The sequence below is a fragment of the Aliidiomarina sanyensis genome (genome assembly GCF_003987175.1).
GTDB lineage: Bacteria > Pseudomonadota > Gammaproteobacteria > Enterobacterales > Alteromonadaceae > Aliidiomarina > Aliidiomarina sanyensis.
The window spans coordinates 91,630-112,166 of record NZ_PIPM01000004.1; the positions used below are offsets into that span (position 1 = coordinate 91,630).

Here is a 20,537-nt window from a genome sequence, read left to right on the forward strand (position 1 = left end):
CCTCAGCTAGCGGACCGAGTGTCCGCCAGCGCAATAAGATAGTCAGCGAGCGCACCCATTCCCGTTTTTTTAACCCCGGCGACCCGTTCTGCACCTTGGTTGTAATTGGTATTGGTATTCACGTCATACACATACAGACGTCCATCTGCAGCTTCGATCACCTCAATCCCAGCTACATCGACCTGCGCGTGATGCAGGAAGGTTTCGAGCTTCTCGATCAGCGGATGACCATCGAACCGCTGAGTAATGGTGAACTTCGAAGGCGCAGGCGTCGGAGCTTCTGTCGTCGGGCAAAAAGCATCCCCCACGGCGCATACATCGGCAGGGCAGAGTTCAAAGCCCTGCTCGGTATTCACATCAACGGCGTAGACAAAGCGCCGACCAACAAATTCACAGCGTGTGATGTGCGGTGCTTTCGGTTGAATATACGCTTGCAAGAGCCATAAGCCATCAAGAGGCTCTTCATACTGCGCTGAATCAACAAACAAACGGAGTTCATCAAGGGTGTTGAACCGCATGACACCTAAGCCTTTCCCGCCCCGGTTCGGTTTCAGTATCAGCGGCCACACACCAAATGCTTGTGCCGCAGGAACGAGTTCATGGCGCCCGACAACAGCGCGGGTGCTGGGGACATCAAGCCCTGCTTTTTGTAAGGCTGCATATTGGGAAACTTTGCAGACTTCCAAGTACAGTGCGGGTGTGCCATTGACGACGGTGCGTCCGTGCTGCTCCAACCAAGTCAATGCCATGCGCGTGAGCTCCGGTGCAAACCGATGGCCTCGCGTGTGGGAGCTCGCGCTCATGCGGTTGTAATACACCGCGTCTTCCGGCGTTTTATCAAGGCTAATGGTGCCGGTATCCAGAAACCATTCATTGAATTCAACCCCACGCGCTGCAAACTCGGCACGCAGGGGCACAAGCCACTCTTCATTTTCGTGGAGCACGTAAATTGGCCGCATGAATACCTCTCTTGAATGGAAAATATCTATAAACTTGATTGATTTTAACCGATTCTCAAACAATGCTTTATTCAAATAAGATGTAAGACAGATCGAAAGTGACTAACTCTCACGTAAGAGAGAGTCACTCAATCCATTTCTGATGAACTAGGAAGGAATTATGATTACTGAAAATAGCGCAGTTCCACCCGGCACGTTAACCTCTCGTGGACAAGTTGGCTTGGATCAGCACAATCCAGCAGAGCTTTTCGCGAAGGGGACTCACGTTCTCTTTGCCGTCCCCGGTGCTTTTACGCCGACGTGCTCTGAACAGCATCTTCCCGGTTACGTTCGTCAGGCTGATGCGCTTGCAGCAAAAGGTGTGGATGGTATCTACTGCCTCGCAACAAATGACGCGTTCACGATGGCGAGCTGGGCAAAAGACCAGAAAGTAGGTGACAAAGTGAAAATGCTGTCGGATGGTGATGCAAGCTGGCTGAGTTCCGTTGGCCTCACGATGGACACCGGAAATTTCGGTGGCGTGCGTGCTCAGCGCTTTGCCATGATCATCAAAGATGGCGTGATTGCGAAGCTATTTGTAGAAGACCCAAAGAGCTTTGACGTGAGTTCAGCGGACCACGTATTAAAGAATCTCTGAATCGATTCTGAACCAACCCGTTGAGATGGGGCGCCTATCGAGCGCCCCATTTTTATAGGCCACTGCTGCGAATGACCCGCGTTTGGATTGCTTGTGCCAAGATACGGGCTTCAGGCGTCACCAATGTGAACTGATGACTGGCGCGTGTAATACCGGTGTATACTAGCTCGCGTGTGAGCACAGGATTCATTGCATCGGGCAACACCAGTACGGTATGCGTGAATTCCGAGCCTTGTGACTTATGCACCGTCAGGGCATAGACCGTTTCAACATCCGCAAGCCTACTTGGCAACACCCATTTAATTTGGCCATCCGGCTGCTCAAATACAACGCGCAAACTCCCGGAGATAGGATCACGAACCGTGAGCCCGATATCCCCATTCATGAGTTTTAGCGCATAATTGTTGCGCTGTACGATAACGGGTCGACCGACATACCAACCATGGGTCTGCGCAATCAAGCCCGCGCGGTTCAGCCAGTCGGCAATGGTCTCATTAAGTCCTGAAATCCCCCACGGACCGGTACGCAAAGCAACCAGCACCTGAAAATCTCGATGGGCGCGAAGGACCTGTTTGGCCCAGATATCAGCTTGGCGCTGCACCGTATTCTCGGTATCCGCAGAGTCACTCGCTCCTTGCGCTATTGGGCCTGTCTGCATCGTCTTGAGGTAGGATGCATAACCCGTGACGCAGAGCTTCCTGAGAGCATCCAAGGCCTCAGTGCCCTCGAACCACTGGATGTCCGCGAAGCGCTCAAAAAAATCAGATTGAACCGACTCGCCCCGATTGATTGCACCGGCGAGCTGACCGATACCGGAATCGGCACCAAAGCGATGACTCTCGCGCAGCATGACGGTGGCCTGATTATAGTCCGAACCTGCCCCGGCAAATGCGTTCAAATCTCCAGTGGTATAGGGCAAAAGAAGGTCCAGTGTTTCTTTACGGTACCCCCCTCGTTCGGCCCCCGCACAGAAATCCCCAAGCACCGATCCAGCCTCCACCGATGCCAATTGATCTTTATCGCCGAGCAGAATCACTTGTGCCTGCGGCGGCAGCGCATCCATCAGGGAAGCCATCATTTCCACATCAATCATGGACGCTTCATCCACAACAACCACATCAACCTGCAAAGGATTGTGCCTGTTGTGCAAGAATGCGCGCCGGTGTGGCCGAGCTCCAAGCAACTTGTGCAAGGTCACAACCTCGGCGGGAATTCCATGACCCAGCCCGTCCGGTAACTCTTGAATTTTGTCGCGGATGGATTCCGTGAGACGGGCTGCTGCTTTTCCAGTGGGCGCAGCAAGTTGAATTCGAGCCTGGCCCGCACGGACCCGCTGGAGTACGGCGAGCAACCGAACGACGGTTGTCGTCTTTCCGGTACCCGGACCACCGGTAATAATCGTGAAGGGTCGTTGCGCAGCCAACGCACAGGCTAGGCTTTGCCAATGGATTACACCTTGGACACGCACTTGGTCTGGTTCGAATACCTCAGCAATCGCTGCTTGCAAAACATCAGAATCAAACGCTAAGGGTTGCAGACGCGCGGTGACCGCCGCACGTACCTGCCGCTCTGCCAAAAACAAACGAGTGAGGTAAAAACGCCCCTGACTCCACGTTAATGGAGCCTCCTGAACCACGCCCTGCTCCCCTGCGGACGCAGCAATCCACGGGCTCTCGAGCAGTGCAGCAGATGACATTTCTTGCAACGCTCTGAGGTGTGTGCGCCACGCCTTTTGCTGCCGTTCACTCAAACGAGCAAGCGCTCCCTCATCTATGCCCAAAAGTTGATCCGCATGTTTGCAAAAGGTTTCCCACGGAATACAGGTATGTCCCCGTCCGTACTGAAAACTCACCAAGGCACATAACAACCAGACTTCGGAACGAGTTTCCGGCGCCATGCGATGCAGTAACGCAGGAAGTTCGGCATCAATGGCGCGGATGAGCCGCGTGTCGACCATCGCTTGAAGCAGCCCTCGAAGGGAAATCTCATCACCTGATGCGACATGCTGTGGGGTTGATTTCACAGTAAATTCTCCCATCACATCGCCCCCTCGCTCATTGTCGTCGTAGAACGTTCAGCGCGAAATAGGGTATCGAGTGCGCGCACGAGCTCATGTGGCGTAGGCAGCCAAAGCTGACCCATGGATGGGTCACGCATAAACCAATACATGGCGCCGCCGAGGTACTTTGATTCATTCCCTTCATAATCACGTACACGTGCTTTCAATAGCCGATGTAACGCGAAAACATAGAGTGTCGCTTGGACATCGTAGCGTTTTTCGAGCATGGCTGTTTGCATAGACTGCTGAGTGTATGCCGACCGATCCGCTCCAAGCCAATTAGACTTAAAGTCACATACCCAATACCGACCGTCCGAACCGATAAAAGTTAAGTCGATAAACCCCTTGAGCATTCCATTCAACGTGTCTGCTTCCAATGCAGGACGGGCGACTCCAGGCCAAAAGAATTGCTGGGCCAAGGCGTCGATCTGTGCGACCGACACCTGCTTTGCCTCTAGCCAAAATTCGAGCTCTGAAACTGCACGGGGGAGTGTCGCAAGGCTCATAATGGGATGATCCCCAGGAAACGCGAGCGGCGTCGTCAACATACGATCAAGCCAATGCTGAACCGCTGGTAAAAAGTCCTCCAACCCGCGTTGTTGCAATCGTTTCTGTAAGTAATTCTGTTGTTCATCGATTGCACCCGCAACCTTGTCGAAACCTTCCTCACACGCCCACTCCAAGAGGCCATGCAAAAAAGTACCGATACTCGCCCCGCGCGGGAAGTCATGGAGCCCATCGTCAGCGGCATCGAGCGGGGCCGACGAGAGCGGCAGGGCAATTTGCGCAGCAGTCATTTCATCATCGTCCTGCAATTGTGCATGACGAGCAGAATCTGGTGTTCCAGCAAACCCTATTTGTTCCGCCTCTAACCTTGCTGCATTCGCTCGAGTCCGCAACGCAGAGTAGCTCGCAACCCACCACCGTTCACGTGTCACATGATCCGATAGCACGAGTGCGGGGAAGGGCTTCGCCGACGAGACGACTTCTTGCCACATTGCCGCTGCTGGGAAGGGTTCCTCATGCCATTGGAGCCTCGCAAGCGCTGCTCGCACATCGTCCGGTGCCGGCCGATCCGGTAGATCAAGCAAATAACCCAATGCGCTGCGGTTCAGTTTACTGTACTTCGCATTGCCCTCGCTGAATGTTGCAAGACCGAGCCAACATCCATAAACCGCACGCGTTAACGCAACGTAAAGCAATCGCACATCCTCAAGCAATCGCTCCCAATCGGCGCGTTCTTTGACGGTTTCATTCGGTGCAATATCGACAATGGTCTGATCGTCTTGCCCATAACGCAGAGGAGCATCTGATGCCGATTTGAAGCTGGCAATGAACGGTAAGAAGACAAAGTCGTATTGCAGCCCTTTCGATTTATGAATGGTGACAATTTGTACGCGACTTGCGTCACTTTCGAGCCTCTGGATCTGTTCATCGGTGCCGCTTGGCGCTTGCACATGGGTTGCAAACCAGCGCATGAGCCCGGTCTCTCCGTCTCGATGTGCGCTTTCTCGTTGCAGTAGCTCGGCCAAATGCAACATATTGGTGAGAATCCGCTCTCCTTCCACCAATGCGAGCCAACGACTGGGTAGGGCTAATGTATGAAGCCAAGCGCGAATCATCGGCAATACACCTTGTTGGCGCCAGATCCGCTGGAAATCGCGACAATGCTCCAACATAGTTTCCCATGCCTGTTCGTCTTCAAGCCATACACCGAACTGTGCATCGTTCTGCATCGATAGACGCATCATAAGCGCCATTCGAAGCTTTTGCTCATCTTCCGGCGCATGAATTGCCTGCAGCCATGCGAGCAATGTTTGCGCCTCTTCGGTGGCATACACCGAATCGCGGTCTGATAAATAGACGGTGCGTACCCCTCGAACCGCCAAGGCTTCTGCTATTTGTTTGGCTTCCATTCGGTTGCGCACGAGGACCGCAAAGGATCCAGGCTGTAGCGCTTTTAAAGACCCCTCCGACTGCAATCCACAGTGCTTCGCATCACTATCCGTCAACATCTTGGCAATGCGATCCGCACATGCACGCGCCATGCGGTCCATGTAATCAGACTTTTTAAACTGCTCTGCTGCCTCTGGCGCAAGCCAGTAATTCAGCATCGGAATTATTTCACCATGCTCTACATAGGTTGCGCTCTGCCCCTGCGCTTCAACTGGGAAGTACGGGAGCGCGTTCTGTCCTATCGCCGAGGTATCTTCAGAGTCATCATGTCGAAATCCAAAGCTTCCTTTGGGCAACGCCTCACCTTGCACAAACAAACGATTCACAGCATCGACTAGCGCTTGGGCGGAACGGAAATTTCGGGGCAAATTGAAATGCCGCCCTGTGGTCCAACGCCGCGCCCGCAAATAGGTTTGTAAATCCGCACCACGGAAGCTATAAATCGCCTGCTTCGGATCGCCCACTAAGGTCAAACTGTATTCATTTGCATCAATCTGCGGGTAAATAGCACGAAAAATGGAGAACTGGATAGGATCGGTATCTTGAAACTCATCCACCATAGCCACTGGGAATTGCGCACGAATCCGCTCAGCCAACACAGCGCCCCCTTCCCGATCTAGCGCGTGATGCAGACGCGTCAAAAGGTCGTCAAAACCGAGCACAGCGCGTCGTTCCTTTTGCTGCTCAATGCGTCCCGCAATCCACTGTGCGGCGTGTTGCACCACCGCGCGATACGCATCCGGTCGGTCGTTTAGAACCGTCATAAGGTGATCGAGCGACACAAACGCGGGATGGGCCGGTAGCACGTGTCCCTTTTTTAATCGGCTTCGCAGCACCTCTGGATTGAACCGCTGAAGATGTTCCGCATCGTCGGTTTGCAGGATCTGAATTTCGTCTGGATGGGCGAGCCACCGTTTCCATGTTGGGAGATCAACCTCGTGCCATTTCGCATCACTGTAGCTGCGCTTATTCAACTTCGATGCTTGCAGCTCAGTTAACAACTCGAGCAGTGACGTATCCAAGTGCGGCGTCAATGCAGCGACTGCCGCATCGACCTGCCGATACCATGTGCGGAGCTTCTCGCCCATTTCATCAGGTCGTTGAGACGTTGGAAGGGGCTGACCATCCGCATGAAACGCGATCAATTTTCCATCGGGGCGGAGCCAAGGCTGAACTTGTTTCAACAGCATCTCAGGAGCACGGGCTAACGCGCCTAAGTCATCCAGAACACGACTGTCCTGTAATGGATACAACCAAGTCCGCCAGTAGTCGCGCGCTGCTTGCAGTTGTAGCTCTGTGAGATCATGCTCCATCTCTTGAGCAAATCCCATGCCTGAGTCGAATGCATGCTCGCTCAGCATGCGTTGACACCAACCATGAATGGTGAAGATGGCGGCCTCATCCATCCACTCGGCCGCCATTTGCAGTCGCGCAGCACAACCTGCAAATTGGTCCTCGGAATATTCTGCGCGAAGAGCTTGAAGAAAATCATCGCCAGCAGACTGGCCTCGAAAGACTGCCGCGGCCTCAACAAGCCGTGCGCGAATCCGATCGCGGAGTTCTTCGGTGGCTGCTTTGGTAAAGGTTACAACCAAAATATCTGGCGGTAAAAATGCTCTCCCTCCAGGAGTCTCCCCTCCGTGGGCGAGCACAAAGCGGACATACAAAGCAGCGAGCGAGTATGTTTTTCCGGTTCCGGCACTTGCCTCAATTAATTGAATGCCCCGGAGCGGAAAGCGAAGCGGTTGCAGACGTTGCGGAGTGCTCATGCGCGTGCTCCTTTATGCTCGTGCTTGGCTTGAGGCATATCCTCGCCGTCGTTCTCGCGGTAGCAGGCCAATAGCGGTCCATACACCCGTTCAGCCCAATCCGAGAAACCAGATTCAATCAGATGTTCGAATGTTGGGTAGTAACGGCCCAATTCTGGCGATTGTTCCACCTCCCCTTTTTTCTGATATCCACCCTCATAGGTATCCCGTAGTTGATTTTCACCTGCGCCCATCAATGCTTTGATGGCTGTCGCACGCGCCAACGGAAGTGGCTGTTGCAATCCTTCCCACCACATTTGGATCAGGCCCTGCAATGTTTCATAGGCTTGTGCCCGCGGAACCGCCGGAAGCTCTATCGCAGTGTCGAGACCAAAATGCCACACCCGAAGCGCGTGCCCCGCCGCATTCGCAACCAATTGTTTTAGCATGGCATCAAGTAACAGCTCCCACCGAGGCTGCTGCTTTTCTGTAATACTGCCGGGACGCGCTAATAAAATCGCAAGCTCATCAACTTGGTTCCTAAACAGATCATCAATCTGTGTCTTGAGCTGCAACACACGACTATGATTTGGATGCTGCGCACCAGGCAAGCGCTCGAGCGGAAATTCCAGCGCAACTTGTCGTCCGGTTGGCTCTGCTGTCCAGGTGTAGCCCGAATCGATTATGCGGTGCTGCACGGTCGCGATCGTTCGACCGAGCTCTTGCTGCTCGCGTTGGCCCATCAGTGCAAGCGGTAACCGCCCCTCCGCCTGTAAAACGCGCAAGCGTGGCTCGAGCTGGAACGATGCGCCGTGTTTGATGGCGTCGCGCAACAGCTCACTCCCAACCTGGTATCGGCCTAAGCCATCAAGCGCAAAAGGCTCATCATCAAGCAGGGTGAGGTCATCCTGAAAAAACCGACCTTGCAATCGCTCACGTAAGAAGAACCGTACAGGATGGTTCAAGAACCTGCGCAAGCTATCGAGGGTGAGTTCTGGAACGTTCTGCAAGCGCGGTAAATTTTCTGCCGCTTCCGGCGCATGCGGGGTGAGCGCCTCCCACTCCCGCGCGTACGTCCGCAATGCAGACTGAGGCGCAAAATAATACGGGGAAAACGGTTGCAGTGGGTAATCCGTAGTCAAGTGTGCAAGCACATCCCCTAGCACGCCACCCTTCTTATCTGCAGCAAGTTCCCACCCTTGGGCAATAACATCGCGAACTTGGTTTACTAGGACACTCGCAGGCTTCTCGGTTTTATCTCGGTCACTAAACCCAATCCAGCTTAAGTAGAGCGATTCGCGAGCACTCAAGAGTGCCTCCAAAAATAAATACCGATCATCATCACGCCGAGAACGGTCGCCAGGGCGGTATTCTTGCGTCATCAAATCGAAATCGTCCGCACGCCGAGCGCGTGGATATTCCCCGTCATTTAAACCTAAGATATAGACTTTACGAAAGGGAATAGCGCGCATTGGAAGGAGGGTTGAAAACGTAATCTGCCCTCCCATGAACCGTTGACTTAAACCCTGTTGATCGGCCTCTGCTAACCACGCATCGCGCACCACTGGCAAACTGACAGCGTCACGGAAATCGCCAGCATCAGCGGCGTCCATAACGCGACTTAGAGCCTCGGTGAGGCTTGCGAGCAGGCGTTCATCCTCGGGTGCTTGAAAATCAAAGAATTGTTCTAACAAGCTTTGCGGTACCTCCGCTTGATGATCAGCTTGCCCATCTCGGCCATAGAACATTTGGGTCCATTCCAATACGCTTCGCTCTGATTTCATGTCCAGAGCCTCGACCCAGACCTTCAGCGCACGCAACAGGCGTAACACGGAACCCAAATCATCTGCTGCCAAGCCCGCCACTTCGCCGTACGGTCGACGGCCGTGCCACATCGTGAGGGACGAATCGAGCGCCTCGCCATGATCTCCACCCATGGCATATCCAAGCAAAATACGCTCTAAGCCAAAAATCCAACTAAAGGCATCACCCATGCTCTCAATGCCAAGGGTTTCCCGGTGATTTCCATCCAGACCCCAACGTACCCCCGACTCCGTCAGCCACAGGCGTAATTGCGGGAGTACATGCGGCTTTACGTCAAAACGACGCTGAATTGCGGGGACTTCGAGCAGATCAAACACATCGTTCAGGGTGACCCGTTGGTCTGGCAGACTCAGCAAATATTCAAGGGCAATCAAGAGCGGTACGCGGCCCCGATTCGCTTGGTCCGCCAAGCTATAAGGCAAGTACCGTCGATCGTCCCGCTCGATTCGCCCGAACACGGCATGTACATGGGGCGCATACTCGCCAATATCCGGGGTCATGACGATCACGTCTTTCGGGGTCAGTGTGGGGTCTGCAGCAAAGTCTGCAATAAGTTGATCCTGAAGAATTTCAACTTCCCGTTGACGGCTGTGCGCCCGGTGGAAGGTCAAGCTTTGGTCTTCGGGCGACAGAAGCCTTTTCGGATTTGGTACTGGCTCCAACTCCAGAATATCCTGCTGCAATTGTTGGAGCAGTGGCAGTGATGCAACGTCTGCGACCGGTTCGCTGAACAAATCAATTCGGTCGCTAAACCAATCTTGATATTGCTCTGGCGCATCAAATTGATCCAACAGGCTCAAGTAATCGCGCCCTTGTTTACCAAGACTGGCTAGTAACGGTGGCGCAAATAAATGCAACGATGCGGGATCAATTGCCTCGGGAAGATCGGCTTTCCGTTGCTGACGTTTTTGTTGTCGACGCACCTCATCCTGCACGCTTGCAATATCGCCCCAAAAATGACGACACGGATTCAAAACCGCCAACATGACCTGACTGTGCTGCCCAAGCGCAGCCAAAAGCTCGAGCGATTGGTAGGGCAGCGATGAAATCCCGAAAATAATAACCCGATCAGGCAACGGCCCTGCCGCAATCGTTCCCGCTCGAAGCGCATCGAGGGCACGGTGGTGCACATCTGCCCGACTGGAATACGCGGCTTCGGCCGTCACCTCAGATAGGTCTTTTCGCAACGCGCGCCAAAGGGCAGGCTGCCACGCTTGCTCCGGTGGAACCGTTTGAGTGTCACCTAATTGTTGGCGCACAATGACATCTTCAGCACGAGACCAGGCTTGCAACCAATCTGCCCGATACACTTGGTACTGATCGAATAAATCCGCAAGACGCGCAGCAAGATGCCAATGCTTCCGCCCATCCGAATCGTCCGCAAGATACCGTTGCAAAGGGGTAAATACCGGATCGTTGAGGGTTGGCAAAAGCCGGAGAATACGCCAAGTGAGGTTATTTTTGTCATACGGCAAGGATGCGGGGATATCCGGGCCCAATATCATCCGGTACAAACGCCAAATAAACTGGTTCGGTAATTCAACACGCAATCCAGCGGCAATACCAGGATGATGATTTTCAGTGCTGGCCAGCGCCATCTTCAGCCACTGTGCAATCCCGTTACTTTGCACCAGAATCTGCTCTTCACCAAGCGGATCCAATGGGTGTGAGGCCATCCATTGAACCAATGCATCGCGCAGCACCTCAAGTTGATTGCTGTGAAGAATGGCGAATCCCGAGTCGAGCTTATTCATGCAGCCGCTTCCTTGATCGGTCAAATGAATTATTGGCTATGTGCTAGCTATCTCATGATGTATCTCAACGATACACCCCCTATGCGTCAGTATCTGTCGCAATACCTGCAAGTCCAGCGGCACCCGGCATGGTCTCAATCAAATAATCAATCAAAACCCGCACCGCTGGAAGTAGACCCCGTCGATATGGGTAAACCATATGAAGCTTTCCGACGGGCAATCGCCAATTTGGAAGAACTCGAATGAGTCGTCCTTGCGCCTGATACTCGCGACACAAATATACCGGCAACGATACCACGCCTTGATGTTCTGCGGCAGCTTCTCGCAGCACCCATAAATCATCGGTAATCAAACGCGGATGATAATTAAGGGTCAATGCTTCTCCTTGATTCGAATTGAAATTCCATTGATATCGTCCGGAAGAATAATGCATCGACATACTTGGCCAATCGAGCAGATCGGCTGGATGACTTGGCTCCCCATGGCTTTGGACAAATTGCGGACTGGCAAAAAGCGCACTTGCACTTGGTAACAATTCCCGGGCGATCAACGAAGAATCTTCAATCGTCGGACGAACACGCAAGGCGATGTCGACCTGCTCCTCAATGAGATTGACCGGTTTATTGGTCATGATCAAGTCAATCTGAACATCCGGATAACGACGCAAAAACTCCGGCATAATTGAAACCAGCAACGACTGGCTGATCGCATAGGGACTGCTGATCCGTACCTTTCCACGGGGTTTTTCTTGGACGAACTGCGTGACCTGTTCAGCTGCTTCTGCCGCCGCAACAACGGTTTGGCAATGGACGAGAAACTCGCGTCCAACATCCGTGAGATAGAGTTTTCGCGTGGTTCGATTTAATAACCGAACCCCAAGCTCCTCTTCAAGGTCAGCAATCCGTCGACTTAAGGTTGATTTTGGAACCCCAAGCGTACGGGCCGCAGCACTAAAACTTCCATGCTCCACCACGTGAGCAAACCAGGCAAGGTTGGTAATGTCGCGCATCTTATTGTTCCATATTTGAAACAGTTGTTCTCATTTTAGACCTCTAGTCCTTAAATTGGAACATCTTTAAACTGTGTCACGTGATGAAAAAGAACCCATGCTCTTCAGAGCATTTCCTATTTTGAAGTGAGGTTATGATGAAAATTCTACATATTGAAACGGGGTTGTTTGAAGGCCAATCAGTCAGCCGTCAGTTGAGCCAAAAAATCGTTGACCGTTTGGTCGCGAAACACCCTGACGCGCAAGTCATTACCCGTGACTTGATCAAAACGCCAATTGCCCACTTGGATGCCGAAATTCTTTTGGCGGGTGGAACGGATGAAGCCCAGCGCACTGAGCGCCAGCGCATCGAATCCGCGCTGACCGAAACCCTGCTTGAAGAACTCTTTGCCGCGGATGTGATTGTTTTAGGTGCACCAATGTACAACTTCTCAGTGCCCTCACAGCTCAAAGCTTGGATTGACCGTATTGCACAAGCGGGCCGTACCTTCCAGTACACAGAAGCAGGCCCTGAGGGCTTGGTAACTGGCAAGCGCGTTTACCTTGCGTCTGCGCGCGGTGGCATCTATAGCGAAGGCGCTGCAGCCGCAATGGAACACCAAGAAAGCTTCCTGACCACCGTATTTGGCTTCTTAGGTATGACGGACGTCACTATTGTGCGCGCTGAAGGCGTGAACTTAGGTGAAGAAGCGCGTACCGCGTCAATCGCCAAAGCGAGCGACACCATCAACAGTGTAGTCGCCGCCTAAAATAAAGGATTTGACGCCGCGTAAAAGCCGGAGCTCCACTCCGGCTTTTTTCTTGCACCTTCGACATGACCGCGCCATTTGTAATCAAGACGACAGCACAGAAAATCTCCTGTAATATCAAGATTACGCTCTTGCGGCTGATATGATTACGTTGGCGCGTCGTGCGTCCATGTATGGTGCCAAGCGATATGGTCGTGGACGGGCTGAGTTATTCAACGATACGATGACCGCCTATACTTCACCATGCTACGCCCCAGGCTTTTTTCGGAGAACTTCATGAAGCATCGCTACCCAATATGCCTTCTTCCTTTGTTTCTATTGTTCAGCTCGAATGCTGCGGCAGAAACGTTCCAAGGCCCAAATTGGAATACCTTGGACCTGCTTTACCATCATGAAGCTGGCCGCGGAAGTAATGCGCCGAAAGCCGATTTGGGCGGACTTCGTGGTACCGCGACTTTCAAAGAGCGTTGGCTGATTGGTGTGGAGGCCTTTGGCGGTGAGCTCACCTCAACAAGCGAACTCTCCCGCTCGACAGCGACGGCATATCAGACAGCAGCATACGTGGGATATCGAAGCGCAGCGAGCGAACAGGCTGATTTATATGTGACTGCGGGTGCCATGCGAGTGGATGTAGATTTTGGCCAATTTACTGCGTGGCAATCTGGTTTTCTGTCACGGGCAGGCATGCGTGGTGTGATTGATAATACCTGGGATTTAAATGCTTACTTGCAGTATAGCTATGTAAATCGGAGCTCCGCGACATCCCTGCACGCGGAAGCTCGTTATCCACTTTTTGAGCGCGTCCATCTCGTTGCTGGAGCCGCGATGTACGCCCGCGCTTACTCCGGGACCTTTGGCATCTCGATCCAATTCTGATCAACGAAAAGACCGCGCTACGCCCCTATTCCGGGACTCGAACACCCCACAGGTCATATTCATCGGTGTGGATAATCTCAACCCACACCTTATCCCCTGGCTTCACATCCGTTTCATCGCTCAAGTAGACTAATCCATCAATCTCAGGTGCATCTGCATAGCTCCGGCCAACCGCACCTTCGGGGTTCACTTCATCGATCAAAACCAACATCTCTTGACCAATACGGGCCCGAAGTTTTGCCGCGCTGATTTCCTGCTGAACCGCCATAAATCGCTCATAGCGTTCTTGCTTTACAGCCTCAGGCACCGGATCCGGCAGCTCATTCGCTTTTGCACCTTCCACTGGAGAATACGTGAAGCACCCCACGCGATCGAGCTGTGCTTCTCGTAAGAAGTCGAGCAGTTCAGCAAAGTCTTCCTCCGTCTCTCCAGGGAAGCCCACAATAAATGTACTGCGGATCACTAGGTCTGGGCAGATGGCCCGCCACTTGTGGATTCGCTCGAGCACTCGCTCAGAGCTGCCTGGCCGTTTCATCAGTTTCAGAATTTTCTTACTGGCGTGTTGAAAGGGAATATCCAAATAGGGAAGAATCTTGCCCTCTGCCATCAATGGAATGATGTCATCGACCGATGGATATGGATACACATAGTGGAGCCGAACCCAAACACCCATTTCACCCAAGGCTTCACACAATTCCTGCATCCGTGTTTTTACTGGACGACCGTCCCAAAACCCTGTCCGGTGCTTCACATCCACGCCATATGCGCTCGTGTCTTGCGAGATCACCAATAGCTCTTTTACGCCGGCGTTTACCAAGCGCTTTGCCTCGTCCAGTACATTCCCGATCGGACGGCTCACCAAGTCTCCGCGGAAGGAAGGGATAATGCAGAAGGTGCAACGGTGATTGCAGCCTTCCGATATTTTTAGGTACGCGAAGTGCTTCGGCGTCAATTTGACACCCGTGTCGGGCACTAAATTTTCAAACGGAATCTGCTCAGGTTTCGGCAAGTGCGTATAAACCTGTGACATCACCTCTTCGTAAGCATGCGGACCGGTAATGGCAAGTACATTTGGGTGCACTTCACGAATTTCGTCATCACGTGCTCCAAGACACCCTGTCACCAACACTTTGCCATTTTCTTGTATAGCTTCACCGATCGCATCAAGTGATTCTTGGACGGCTGAGTCAATAAAGCCACAGGTGTTTACAATCACCATATCCGCATTGTCGTAGGTCGGGACAATGTCGTAACCCTCAACCCGCAATTGCGTCAAAATACGCTCAGAATCGACCAAGTTTTTCGGACAACCAAGACTTACAAAACCGATGGTTGCTTTGCCACGGGTTGCACCCTTTGGACCTGTGACAGATTCACGGTTTTCACCGGCGGGTGATTGCGGGTCAAACAGAATGGGATGTGATGACATATCAACTCTTTTAACTAAACTACAAATACCACTCGCTCCGTGAGGACCTCATCCGTTGATGAACCTCACCTGCGACTAAAAAATAGCCCGTTATTTTACCTGATTCGGACAGAAGAAACAGTCCGGATGTTTGTTTTAACCCTTTACCCTGCTAAATTTACAACAGCAGAATAATTATATTCACCCATTGAGGAGCTGATGTCCCCATTTCGGACCGCGATATGGCGAACAGCCATCTATCTAGTGTTTGGTTTTTTATGGATTCTTTACTCTGACCGTTTTCTAGAGCAAATCGTCGATAATACCGAAACACTGACCCAAATGCAGACCTACAAGGGCTGGTTCTTCGTCACGATGACCGGCCTCTTATTCTTTTTTCTCATGCATAGTGCTCTAAAGCGGGAACGTCGGCTCTTTGAACGTGACAATCTCACCTGTTTACTGAATCGCCATGTTTTTTCTCAAGAACTTGACGTATGGATCCGTCAAAGCGAACAAAATGACCAAATTCTGGTTGCCATTCTAAATATCGATGAATTTCGTCAAATCAATCACACGGCAGGCTCACGAGCCGGTGATGACCTGTTGATCGCAACCTCGGAACTGATCGCACAAGCCGGTAATGGGGATCGTTCCTTAGTCGCCCGGATTGGGGCAGATGAATTTGCCATTGCGATTCCATTGGTAAATTCTTTCGAGCACTATATCGAACGCCTGCGCGAGGTGCAGCGCAAAGTCCACGATTTACCTATTGACGGCATGCCGGAACATCACACACTTATTTCTCTCGGAATTGCGTTGTATCCACAAGATGCACTCGAAAGCAAAGCCTTACAAACATCAGCTGCAATTGCACTGGAAGAAGCGAAGGAAATCGGTGGAGGTCAGTTACGTGTTTACGATCATGTGTTTGGTGAAGCGGTCCACAATCGCCTCAAGCTTAGTCATGATCTAAAAGCTGCGATCGCCAACGACGAGTTTCACCTCGTTTATCAACCGCAATTTGATTGCTGCTCTCTCCGTATTACCGGTGTTGAAGCCCTTTTACGTTGGACGCATCCTCACTTTGGCCCTATCCGACCCGATGTATTTATTTCCCTTGCGGAACAACAAGGCATGATTACCGCAATCACGGATTATGTCTGCAAACAGGCCATTGAGGAGCTCACTCACAATCAACTCATGGGTGAGAAAATTCCACGCCTATCAATCAACGTTTCCGCGCTCGACTTCGAAGGCGAAGAATGTCACGAGAACTTTTTTAAAAAACTTGAAGGGCTCTCCGACTGGTCTCAACTACAGCTCGAGCTCACGGAAACCGCCATCACAAAGAATTTTGAGAAAAGCCAGCGCGCGCTGGATATTCTGCGCCGTGCAAAACTCCAGGTTTCAATTGATGATTTCGGAACGGGTTATTCGTCTTTGAGCCTTTTGCAACGTTTGCCGGTTCATGAGGTCAAAATCGACAGAAGTTTTATTTCTGACATCCCAAACAACGAGGATAGTTGTAATATCGTTCGCACCATTATTGCAATGTCTCGTACAATGCACCTACGGGTTGTGGCCGAAGGCGTCGAAACCAACGATCAACTCGCGTTTCTGCAGGCCGAAGGGTGCGACGAGGTACAAGGTTTTTATCTTGCGAAGCCTATGCCTATTCGGGAGCTCATCACGTTTTGTGAGCATTATACGGCGGAACCACAGCGTCGGCAGCAGTCGTCTGAAACAAAATCATAATCTATGCAGTAAAAGGTCTTTTAGAACATGTTAAATTGGCAATCTCTCATTATTATCGGTCTTGCAACCCTCGCGCTTGTGGGATGCAGCACACCCCCACCCCAAGAGCATCGCGTTGAAGCACCACAAATCCTACCCGAGCCGACGATGGATGAGTACTGCTCCGTTCGCCCATGTCGAGGTGACACCCATATTTTCCTTGCCACGGTTGAAGGTGAATATCACTACCGAAATGATTACTTTTGGCCGGTGGTGCAAGACAAGACCATTCGTGTCTTACCAGGCGAACGCGTATTGGTAGAAGCTCAAATTGATGAAGATGGCGCGCTCGCCAACTTCCAGCAAGTGAATGAAATAGAGAATCCGGACCGCACGTTCGAGTTTTTCTTCCGTCAGTTGCGCGGCAATTATGGGATGATGGTGAGCATGCGGAACCCCTTTCCGTTTCCCGTTGATCTCCAAGTGGAATTGACTGATTTAAATGGGGAAACGCGCCCGACTGGAACCTGTCCAATCAGAGCGCAGCGTTCGTTTATTGATCAGTGGATGCAGCCTGCTAAAACATTGGTGATCCGGGAAATTCGTCGACTCGAGCACGATGCTCCGATCATTTGCCGCGTGTAGGGTTCGAACCAAATACGATCCGGATCAATTTACAGTCACTGAAAGCATGACATACTGCACTAGAGTCCATGGTGAAACGAGGATAGGTCATGACACCCCATATTGAAGCTGCTCCCGGTGCATTTGCAAAAACCGTCCTCATGCCGGGGGACCCGCTTCGAGCGCAGTTTATTGCCACGAACTACCTTGAGAATGTGCGTGAAATCAATCGCGTACGAAACATGTTCGCCTACACCGGAACATTTCGCGGTAAGCCGGTGAGTGTTATGGGTAGCGGCATGGGAATGCCGAGTATTGGCATTTACTCGTGGGAACTCTTCAAAGAATATGACGTAGAACGCATCATTCGAATTGGCTCCTGTGGAGCCTATACGGAAGATTTAGCGCTGTATGACGTGGTTCTTGCCACCCATGTCTATAGTGAAACGAGCTTCGGTCAAACACAGAATGGTGAGTCGAGCCCCTACCGCAAACCATCCTCGGCATTAAACCACGCCTTAATTCAATGTGCCCACGCATTGGATATCCCGCTCAAAACCGGAACCATCCACTCATGTGATGTGTTCTATCGTGAAAATTTTGAAGATTTTAGACGAATATACGCGGATTTCGGCGCAATTTGCGTAGAAATGGAAGCATTTGCATTATTCCATAACGCACAGGTACTGGGCAAAGAGGCCGCCTGTATCCTGACGGTTTCGGATAACTTGGTAACGCAAGAAGCCGCGTCTGCAGAGGCCCGTCAAACGGCATTTACCCGCATGATGGATGTTGCACTCGGAGTGCTATAAACGTACCCCGAGTACAACGATTCGTTTATTTTAATTCGCGTGGCAGATAGCTTGCACGAATCACTTCACCTTGCACGGTACTCAAGAGAAGTTCGTTTTCCTCATTGAATGAAATCTGCGTCACATTCCCCAAGGTATTCACGTACTTCACTTCAAAATCCATACGAGCCTCTGCACACGCCATGCGGGTGAGGCCCATTTGGCTGAAACTGATCCCCTCGCCGGTCAGGTTATAGCTTCCAAAATACCGGTTGCAACCACCCTGCCCATAAATGCGCCCGTCGGTATCAAAATTTAGCGTCACGGATGCATCACGTGGGGGCTGAGTTCCATCCACGTCGACAACGTGCCACTGGCTACCGAGCAATAAGTCTTTTGTATCACCTGCACATCCTTGATAGCGTGCACCGTCCACCGAAAGCTCCGCAGTGTATGGGAATGGCATTCCCGCCATCGTGTCATGGCAAATCGATTGGGTAATCGTCAGTCCGCCGCGTCCTCCGGAGAACTGATACTCGGCTTGGCTCTCATCCATTTGAACACCCACGATGGGCAGGAGGTTCCATGTATCCCATGAGTCCGCAGCGAGCATGTAGCGCACGTAGTCAGCATAGACTTCAGCCGTCCAAAACGGTTCATTGCCAGAGGCCCGTAAGATTCGCTCTCCAAGTTCGACTTCAGGTTCGGCTGTGACAACATCGTCTTCAGGTGTTGAGCTGCACGCCGATAAATTAAGAGCGAAAGCCATTGCTGCGCCCGTCCATACCACTCGATTTACTGTATGCATCATATTGAGTTCCTCTCCACGACCAACCCGGCGTATTGTGCATCGGAGTGACCTTCACGCCTAGAGTACTCCTTTGACCATTAAACAACCTTTACATCAGGTTCAATTTTTTGGTAGCCGCGACGAGCGATTTAAAGCACGAGTCAAGAACGCAGCTTGACCGCCGTACCAAAAACGAGGATTTCTGCAGCGCTTTGCGCAACAACCGATGTCGAGAATCGGACGCCGACGACTGCATCGGCACCTAACTCCCGCGCCTCATCGAGCATTCGATCAATCGATTGTTCCCGACTTTCTGCCATGAGTTTGGTGTAGTCGTAAAGCTCACCGCCCACTAAATTCCGCAACCCTGCAAGAATATCCCGGCCTAAATGGCGTGCTCGAATGGTGTTTCCCCGCACTATCCCCAGTGTTTCGATAATTTCATGTCCAGCAATTGTTTCGGTTGTCGCGACGAGAATGGGTTTCATAGTTTCACCTTTTTATATTTATCCGTTTTTGAGGCAATCAAGCGTTGCCGCAGTACCATCAAGAAAAGTCCAATAAAGCCAAGATAGACCCCTGCTATGCCAAGGCGCACCCACCAGGGCACATTTCGATCGGTTAGCAATTCGACCGCAAGATCCCAAAAAAAGAACGTCGTGAGGAGCAATGCCCCCAGAACTAGGGCAATCCAGCCGAACCACCCGAGGAACCGGGCCGACCGATCATTCATAACTTTAGGCAGGTCCCGCGCATCAGCAGAAACATGAACGGCTCGCTTCATATCGCCTCGCAATGTAGTCATTTCTTCAAGTAATGCCTTACAACTGTGACACGTTCGTATGTGAACCATCACCCGCTGTTGCTCTTGTTGAGTTAATTCGTCATCGAGGTAACCCGACAATTGCTCGGCAACGGCACAATTCGTTTCATGGGTTTGCATTGGATAATCCCCCATCTTCAGTTATTTCACTCAGTTTCGTTCGCAACGCCATCCGCGCGCGGTGCAAGCGAGACATGACAGTGCCTCGTTCAATCTGCAACACAGCCGCTAAATCGTCGTAACTCAGGTCATTGACCTCACGGAGCACCAATATTTCTCGCTGCTCAGACGACAACAAAGCAAGCGCTCGCCGCACCCAAACCACTTTTTCCTCACGCTCACCCAAGGTTTCGTCGTCAACAAAGGCTTCGGTAAATTCCTCGACTACAATGGAACGATCCATGCGCTTTTCTTGTTGCAACCAATCGAAGCAGGCGTGCCGGACCACTTTATAAAACCAGACCTTTTGAGCCGCTGTATCCGATGGGACCCGACGTGCACTCATACTCTTATACAAAGCGTGTTGGACCATATCTTGAGCTGCCTCTCGGCAACCCAATAAGCTCACGGCAAATGCGAGCGCTCCCCCATACCATTGCATGAACGGATGAGAACCTGTCATGCGCTTTTCCTTATGTTGTTGCATTCACTTCACTATAAACCGCTCAGTCGAGTTTTTATTCCAAACGGTCGGCGATTTTCCGATAAAACTGGTCCGGCCAGTGAGATTTCCTATACTTTTCGCAGCCTTTTTCAATAAACTAGCGACGGTTTTGACTTATTTAATGTGCAG

16 protein-coding genes are annotated in these 20,537 nt (G+C 51.8%); 6 read left to right on the top strand and 10 right to left on the bottom strand.

What is annotated here, in order from left to right:
* Positions 1–2: 2 nt before the first annotated feature.
* Positions 3–959 carry an ATP-grasp domain-containing protein gene (locus CWE11_RS05670; protein WP_126776638.1) on the bottom strand — a complete coding sequence of 319 codons (957 nt, stop codon included), beginning with the start codon at positions 957–959 and terminating at the stop codon, positions 3–5.
* A 160-nt stretch (positions 960–1,119) separates the two neighbouring features.
* Here CWE11_RS05670 and CWE11_RS05675 point away from each other — a divergent pair, with 160 nt between their 5' ends.
* Positions 1,120–1,596, top strand: a complete 477-nt coding sequence (locus tag CWE11_RS05675) for a peroxiredoxin (RefSeq protein ID WP_126776639.1) — start codon at positions 1,120–1,122, stop codon at positions 1,594–1,596.
* A gap of 52 nt (positions 1,597–1,648) precedes the next feature.
* Here the strand turns inward: CWE11_RS05675 and recD are convergent, their stop codons facing one another.
* From recD to CWE11_RS05695, 4 genes are all read right to left on the bottom strand, one after another.
* Entirely contained in the window at positions 1,649–3,619 is a 1,971-nt protein-coding gene (gene recD, locus CWE11_RS05680; RefSeq protein ID WP_198675603.1) for an exodeoxyribonuclease V subunit alpha, read from the bottom strand.
* Positions 3,620–3,633: 14 nt separating this feature from the next.
* Positions 3,634–7,380: an exodeoxyribonuclease V subunit beta gene (gene recB / locus CWE11_RS05685; RefSeq protein WP_126776641.1), complete on the bottom strand. Its 3,747-nt coding sequence runs from the start codon at positions 7,378–7,380 to the stop codon at positions 3,634–3,636.
* A complete protein-coding gene (recC, locus tag CWE11_RS05690) occupies positions 7,377–10,937 on the bottom strand; it encodes an exodeoxyribonuclease V subunit gamma (RefSeq protein WP_126776642.1) in 3,561 nt (1,186 codons plus the stop codon). Before recC ends, recB begins: the two co-directional genes overlap by 4 nt.
* A gap of 79 nt (positions 10,938–11,016) precedes the next feature.
* Positions 11,017–11,946, bottom strand: coding sequence for a LysR substrate-binding domain-containing protein (locus CWE11_RS05695; protein ID WP_126776643.1), 930 nt, complete (start codon positions 11,944–11,946; stop codon positions 11,017–11,019).
* 137 nt (positions 11,947–12,083) lie between these two features.
* Here CWE11_RS05695 and CWE11_RS05700 point away from each other — a divergent pair, with 137 nt between their 5' ends.
* Entirely contained in the window at positions 12,084–12,695 is a 612-nt protein-coding gene (locus CWE11_RS05700) for an FMN-dependent NADH-azoreductase (protein WP_126776716.1), read from the top strand.
* Between the two features lie 276 nt (positions 12,696–12,971).
* Complete coding sequence (locus CWE11_RS05705; RefSeq protein ID WP_126776644.1) at positions 12,972–13,571, top strand: hypothetical protein; 600 nt, start codon at positions 12,972–12,974, stop codon at positions 13,569–13,571.
* A gap of 25 nt (positions 13,572–13,596) precedes the next feature.
* Here the strand turns inward: CWE11_RS05705 and rimO are convergent, their stop codons facing one another.
* Complete coding sequence (gene rimO, locus CWE11_RS05710) at positions 13,597–15,000, bottom strand: 30S ribosomal protein S12 methylthiotransferase RimO (RefSeq protein ID WP_126776645.1); 1,404 nt, start codon at positions 14,998–15,000, stop codon at positions 13,597–13,599.
* A gap of 198 nt (positions 15,001–15,198) precedes the next feature.
* On the opposite strand from rimO, the gene CWE11_RS05715 reads away from it, so the two are divergent.
* From CWE11_RS05715 to deoD, 3 genes are all read left to right on the top strand, one after another.
* Positions 15,199–16,737 carry a putative bifunctional diguanylate cyclase/phosphodiesterase gene (locus CWE11_RS05715; RefSeq protein WP_126776646.1) on the top strand — a complete coding sequence of 513 codons (1,539 nt, stop codon included), beginning with the start codon at positions 15,199–15,201 and terminating at the stop codon, positions 16,735–16,737.
* Between the two features lie 27 nt (positions 16,738–16,764).
* A complete protein-coding gene (locus CWE11_RS05720) occupies positions 16,765–17,361 on the top strand; it encodes a hypothetical protein (RefSeq protein ID WP_126776647.1) in 597 nt (198 codons plus the stop codon).
* An 89-nt stretch (positions 17,362–17,450) separates the two neighbouring features.
* Positions 17,451–18,152: a purine-nucleoside phosphorylase gene (gene deoD / locus CWE11_RS05725; protein WP_126776648.1), complete on the top strand. Its 702-nt coding sequence runs from the start codon at positions 17,451–17,453 to the stop codon at positions 18,150–18,152.
* 25 nt (positions 18,153–18,177) lie between these two features.
* On the opposite strand, the gene CWE11_RS05730 is transcribed toward deoD, so the two are convergent.
* The 4 genes from CWE11_RS05730 to CWE11_RS05745 all read right to left on the bottom strand — a co-directional run bounded on the left by CWE11_RS05730 (position 18,178) and on the right by CWE11_RS05745 (position 20,366).
* Positions 18,178–18,942, bottom strand: coding sequence for an META domain-containing protein (locus tag CWE11_RS05730; protein ID WP_126776649.1), 765 nt, complete (start codon positions 18,940–18,942; stop codon positions 18,178–18,180).
* Positions 18,943–19,082: 140 nt separating this feature from the next.
* Positions 19,083–19,409, bottom strand: a complete 327-nt coding sequence (locus CWE11_RS05735) for a YbjQ family protein (RefSeq protein ID WP_198675604.1) — start codon at positions 19,407–19,409, stop codon at positions 19,083–19,085.
* Positions 19,406–19,864, bottom strand: coding sequence for an anti-sigma factor family protein (locus CWE11_RS05740; RefSeq protein ID WP_157981295.1), 459 nt, complete (start codon positions 19,862–19,864; stop codon positions 19,406–19,408). The genes CWE11_RS05735 and CWE11_RS05740 overlap by 4 nt, the downstream gene beginning before the upstream one ends.
* A complete protein-coding gene (locus CWE11_RS05745) occupies positions 19,851–20,366 on the bottom strand; it encodes an RNA polymerase sigma factor (RefSeq protein WP_157981296.1) in 516 nt (171 codons plus the stop codon). The genes CWE11_RS05740 and CWE11_RS05745 overlap by 14 nt, the downstream gene beginning before the upstream one ends.
* Positions 20,367–20,537: the final 171 nt, after the last annotated feature.

Coding starts and splice junctions, on each gene's coding strand:
- CWE11_RS05715 (WP_126776646.1), top strand. CDS start 15,199: ATGTCCCCATTTCGGACCGCGATATGGCGAACAGCCATCTATCTAGTG.
- CWE11_RS05740 (WP_157981295.1), bottom strand. CDS start 19,864: ATGCAAACCCATGAAACGAATTGTGCCGTTGCCGAGCAATTGTCGGGT.
- recB (WP_126776641.1), bottom strand. CDS start 7,380: ATGAGCACTCCGCAACGTCTGCAACCGCTTCGCTTTCCGCTCCGGGGC.
- CWE11_RS05670 (WP_126776638.1), bottom strand. CDS start 959: ATGCGGCCAATTTACGTGCTCCACGAAAATGAAGAGTGGCTTGTGCCC.
- recC (WP_126776642.1), bottom strand. CDS start 10,937: ATGAATAAGCTCGACTCGGGATTCGCCATTCTTCACAGCAATCAACTT.
- CWE11_RS05720 (WP_126776647.1), top strand. CDS start 16,765: ATGTTAAATTGGCAATCTCTCATTATTATCGGTCTTGCAACCCTCGCG.
- deoD (WP_126776648.1), top strand. CDS start 17,451: ATGACACCCCATATTGAAGCTGCTCCCGGTGCATTTGCAAAAACCGTC.
- CWE11_RS05735 (WP_198675604.1), bottom strand. CDS start 19,409: ATGAAACCCATTCTCGTCGCGACAACCGAAACAATTGCTGGACATGAA.
- CWE11_RS05695 (WP_126776643.1), bottom strand. CDS start 11,946: ATGCGCGACATTACCAACCTTGCCTGGTTTGCTCACGTGGTGGAGCAT.
- CWE11_RS05705 (WP_126776644.1), top strand. CDS start 12,972: ATGAAGCATCGCTACCCAATATGCCTTCTTCCTTTGTTTCTATTGTTC.
- CWE11_RS05700 (WP_126776716.1), top strand. CDS start 12,084: ATGAAAATTCTACATATTGAAACGGGGTTGTTTGAAGGCCAATCAGTC.
- rimO (WP_126776645.1), bottom strand. CDS start 15,000: ATGTCATCACATCCCATTCTGTTTGACCCGCAATCACCCGCCGGTGAA.
- CWE11_RS05745 (WP_157981296.1), bottom strand. CDS start 20,366: ATGACAGGTTCTCATCCGTTCATGCAATGGTATGGGGGAGCGCTCGCA.
- CWE11_RS05675 (WP_126776639.1), top strand. CDS start 1,120: ATGATTACTGAAAATAGCGCAGTTCCACCCGGCACGTTAACCTCTCGT.
- CWE11_RS05730 (WP_126776649.1), bottom strand. CDS start 18,942: ATGATGCATACAGTAAATCGAGTGGTATGGACGGGCGCAGCAATGGCT.